The sequence below is a fragment of the Acidovorax sp. HMWF029 genome (assembly GCF_003060895.1).
Taxonomy (GTDB): Bacteria; Pseudomonadota; Gammaproteobacteria; order Burkholderiales; family Burkholderiaceae_C; genus Acidovorax.
Genome location: NZ_QAIH01000210.1, coordinates 1 through 3,544, shown reverse-complemented (window position 1 = coordinate 3,544; position 3,544 = coordinate 1). Strand labels below are relative to the sequence as shown.

4 protein-coding genes and 1 pseudogene are annotated in these 3,544 nt (G+C 65.0%); 2 read left to right on the top strand and 3 right to left on the bottom strand.

From position 1 onward, the window contains the following. Positions 1–617, top strand: a 617-nt coding sequence (locus DBR12_RS14790) for a TetR/AcrR family transcriptional regulator (RefSeq protein WP_108617958.1), incomplete at its 5' end; no start/stop codon positions are given. A 182-nt stretch (positions 618–799) separates the two neighbouring features. Here DBR12_RS14790 and DBR12_RS14785 read toward each other — a convergent pair. After that, a complete protein-coding gene (locus tag DBR12_RS14785; protein ID WP_108617957.1) occupies positions 800–1,687 on the bottom strand; it encodes a LysR family transcriptional regulator in 888 nt (295 codons plus the stop codon). 158 nt (positions 1,688–1,845) lie between these two features. Here DBR12_RS14785 and argC point away from each other — a divergent pair, with 158 nt between their 5' ends. Continuing rightward, the gene (gene argC / locus DBR12_RS14780) at positions 1,846–2,784 is read left to right on the top strand and encodes an N-acetyl-gamma-glutamyl-phosphate reductase (protein ID WP_108617956.1); all 939 of its coding nucleotides are present in this window, start codon (positions 1,846–1,848) and stop codon (positions 2,782–2,784) included. Between the two features lie 192 nt (positions 2,785–2,976). Here the strand turns inward: argC and DBR12_RS14775 are convergent, their stop codons facing one another. Then, entirely contained in the window at positions 2,977–3,270 is a 294-nt protein-coding gene (locus DBR12_RS14775; RefSeq protein ID WP_108617545.1) for a DUF4148 domain-containing protein, read from the bottom strand. Positions 3,271–3,362: 92 nt separating this feature from the next. Then, positions 3,363–3,544, bottom strand: a pseudogene (locus DBR12_RS14770) (DUF4148 domain-containing protein); the annotation flags it as partial.

The following is a 3,544-nucleotide window of genomic DNA, read 5'->3' as shown; positions in this document are numbered from 1 at the left end:
CGCCCAAGGCCTCGCGCCTGGCCAAGGAGCAGGGCATCCTCACCGAAGCCGAAAACCACTTTGCTCAATTCGGCTTTGAGGGCGCCTCGCTGGAGAACATTGCCGCCGCTGCGGGCATCAGCCGCCACAACCTGCTGTATTACTTCCCGAGCAAGGAGGCGCTGTACCAGCGGGTGCTGGACGATGTGCTCACCCAGTGGCTGGAGGGCATGGAAGACCTGTCGCACAGCGACGACCCCCAGCAAGCGCTGCGGCGCTATATCCGCGCCAAGCTGCACTACTCGCGCACCCGCCCGCAGGGCGCCAAGGTGTTCACCAAAGAGGTGATTGCGGGTGCACCACGGTATGGCACGGCCATCACCGAGCGGGTGGCGCCCCTGCTCAAGACCGAGGTGCGCACCTTCGAGCGCTGGGCGCGCGAGGGCCGCATTGCCAAAGTCAACTTCACGCACCTGATGTTCATCATCTGGTCGGTCACCCAGGCCTATGCCGAGCAAGAGGCCCAGTTCGCCTTGCTGCTGGGCAAACCGGCACTGACGGAGCGCGACTACGAAAAGGCCGAGGAGCTGATCGTGCGCATGGTGCTGAGTGCGCTGTCGCCCGATGCGGTGGGCTGAGCGAGTGGCGATGCATCGAGCCCAGGCAAGCTCAGATTTCATTTGCTACATATTTAATAGCAGTAAATTCAATATGGTCGCGCGCAGACGGCCTATTTTTCTCACAATTTAGCCCACTATCACCGGCTGCGCATTGAGTCTCCGACAGGAAAGGCCCGCGCCGACAACCTGGCCCGACAGCATCAGCCCTGTTTTTGCCGCCACAGCACATCCAGCACATGCTGGGTGGCGCGCTCCACGCCGCCTTCGCGGTGGGCAATGCCGAGCGGCCGCCACAGGGGGCGCTGCAGGGGCAGCATACGGATGCGCGGGTCCAGGGGCGCGGCAGATGGCGCCTCGTGGGGCAGTAGCGTGGCGCCATAACCTGCGGCCACCAGGCTCTTGATGGCGTCGTTGTAGTTGAGCTGGATGCGCGCCCGGGGGTGCTCGCCCGCCTGGGCAAACCATTCCTTGCACAGGCGCGACAGGCTGGTGCCCTCGTCGTTCAGGATTAGCGGCTGGCCTGCCAACCAGCGGGGCGTGGCGCGCCGGGGCGACTCCCAGGCTGCAGGCACGAAGGCCATGACTGGATCACGGCGCCAGGGCAGCACCGCCACCCCGCGAACGACGGGCTGCGGCAGGGCCACCAGGCCAATGTCCAGCGCCCCGCTGGCAAGGCGGGCCATGGTCTCTGGCGAGGTCAGCACCGCCACCTGCACGTCCACGCCTGGGTGGTGCTGTCCCAGCACCTCCAGTGCCTGTGGCAGCAGGTGGGCGATGGCGCCGGTGGAGGCGCCCAGGCGCACCCGCCCGGCCAACCCCTGCACCTGGCGCTGCATCAGCTCCAGGGTTTCATCCGCATCGGCCAGCAGGCGCCGCGCGCGTTCAACGAGCGCCTCGCCCACGCCCGAGGGCCGCACCTCGCCACGCTTGCGCACCAGCAGGGGGGCGCCGATGTGAGCCTCCAGGTCAGCGATATGCAGGCTCACCGTGGGCGGCGCCAGGTGCAGCAAACGTGCGGCTTCGGCGAAGGAGCCGAGGTCGGCAATCGTGACCAGGGTGCGCAGACGGTCTAGGTTGAGTTCGCGCATGACGTTCAGTAAACCTGATCCTTAAATTTGTGAAATTCAACTTTTCAAAGTTTAGACCGGCGCCGAAGATTGCGAACCCCCTTCTCACCACTTCCGTTCACCTCACCACCCGTTCCATACCGCCGTGGATGCCACGGAAAACACCCCAAGCCCATCCCATGACTACATCCCCCCTTGTTTTTATCGACGGCGACCAAGGCACCACAGGCTTGCAGATTCACGAGCGCCTGCGCGGTCGCACCGACCTGCGCCTGCTGACCTTGCCCGAGCCTGAGCGCAAGAACGCGTCCCGCCGCGCAGAAGCCATCAACAGCTGCGACATCGCCATCCTGTGCCTGCCCGATGCCGCTGCGCGCGAGGCCGTGGCCGCCATCACCGCCCCGGCCGTGCAGGTGATCGACGCCAGTTCGGCGCACCGCACCGATCCGCAGTGGGTCTATGGTTTTCCTGAAATGGACGCCGCGCAGCCGGCGCGCATCGCAGGTGCCCAACGGGTGAGCAACCCCGGCTGCTACCCCACGGGCGCGGTAGCCCTGTTGCGCCCCCTGGTGCGTGCGGGTCTGCTGGGCCGCGAGCATGCAGTCACAGTGCATGCGGTGTCGGGTTATTCGGGCGGTGGGCGAGCGCGGGTGGAACAGCACGAGGGCCCCTGCAGCGCAGATGCCCCAGCCTTTCAGCTGTATGGACTGAAGCTGGAGCACAAACACACGCCCGAAATCGCACTGCATGCGGGCCTGGCCCAGCGCCCCTTTTTTGTGCCCGCCTACGGCGCGTTCCGCCAGGGCATTGTGCTGAGCATTCCCCTGTTTGAGCACCAACTGACTTCGGGTGCCAACGGCGAGCGGCTACACGCCTGCCTGCAGCAGCACTACGCGGGCGCCGCCCATGTCGAAGTCATGCCCCTGGCACAGGCCGAAGCCACAGAACAACTTGATCCACAGGCCCTCAATGGCACCAACCAGCTGCGGCTGGGCGTGTTCCACAACGCGCGGCATGGGCAGGTGCTGCTCACGGCGGTGTTCGACAACCTGGGCAAGGGCGCCTCGGGCGCGGCCGTGCAGAACCTGGATTTGATGCTGGCCCACAGGGCACGATGATGAACCGCGCCACACCCCGCCCCTACAGCTCGGCGTGAACACACAGAAAGAAAAGACACCAACAAAAAGGGCTCCCGATGGGAGCCCGATTTGTTCGATGTGCAGCCCCGGGGAAAACACTCCCCATGGCAGCAGCACCCCGCCAACGCGGTGTACCACCACCATGGGAAGGCCCGCAACTGCGTCAACCGATTACATGGCGCTGAATTCGCCCGAAGGGATCTGGCCCGTGCGCAGGGCTTCAGCAGCCAGGGCACGCACAGCAGCACGGTCAGCCGTGGACTTGTAGGTCACCACACGCGAACCAGCAGGCTCGATAGAGCGGGTCTGGGCCACCGTGGCGGCTTCAGCAGCCACTTCAGCGCGGGTGCGGTTCGTGTCGAACTTCAGGGCAAATTGCGAGCCATCAGCTTCGTCAGCGTGCGCGCCGAAGGCAGAGAAAGCAGCCACAGCGGCGATGGAGATGATGCGAGCGGTCTTGTTCATGGTGAAACTCCGATGAAATTCAAAAAAGAGGGATGTACTGAGCAATACGAAACAGAAAGGGCGGTGGATTCAGCGAATCAGGCGCTGAAAAATCAACCACGCTCACCGTAAGAAATCTGGCCGGTGCGCACGGCGTCAGCAGCCTGGGCACGCACGGCAGCGCGGTCGGCGGTGGACTTGTAGGTCACCACACGCGAACCAGCGGGCTCGATGGAGCGGGTCTGGGCCACGGTGGCGGCTTCGGCGGCCACTTCGGCGCGGGTACGGTTGGTTT

Excerpts from the sequence above, each read along its gene's own strand:
- DBR12_RS14785 (WP_108617957.1), bottom strand. The coding sequence starts at position 1,687 with ATGCGCGAACTCAACCTAGACCGTCTGCGCACCCTGGTCACGATTGCC.
- argC (WP_108617956.1), top strand. The coding sequence starts at position 1,846 with ATGACTACATCCCCCCTTGTTTTTATCGACGGCGACCAAGGCACCACA.
- DBR12_RS14775 (WP_108617545.1), bottom strand. The coding sequence starts at position 3,270 with ATGAACAAGACCGCTCGCATCATCTCCATCGCCGCTGTGGCTGCTTTC.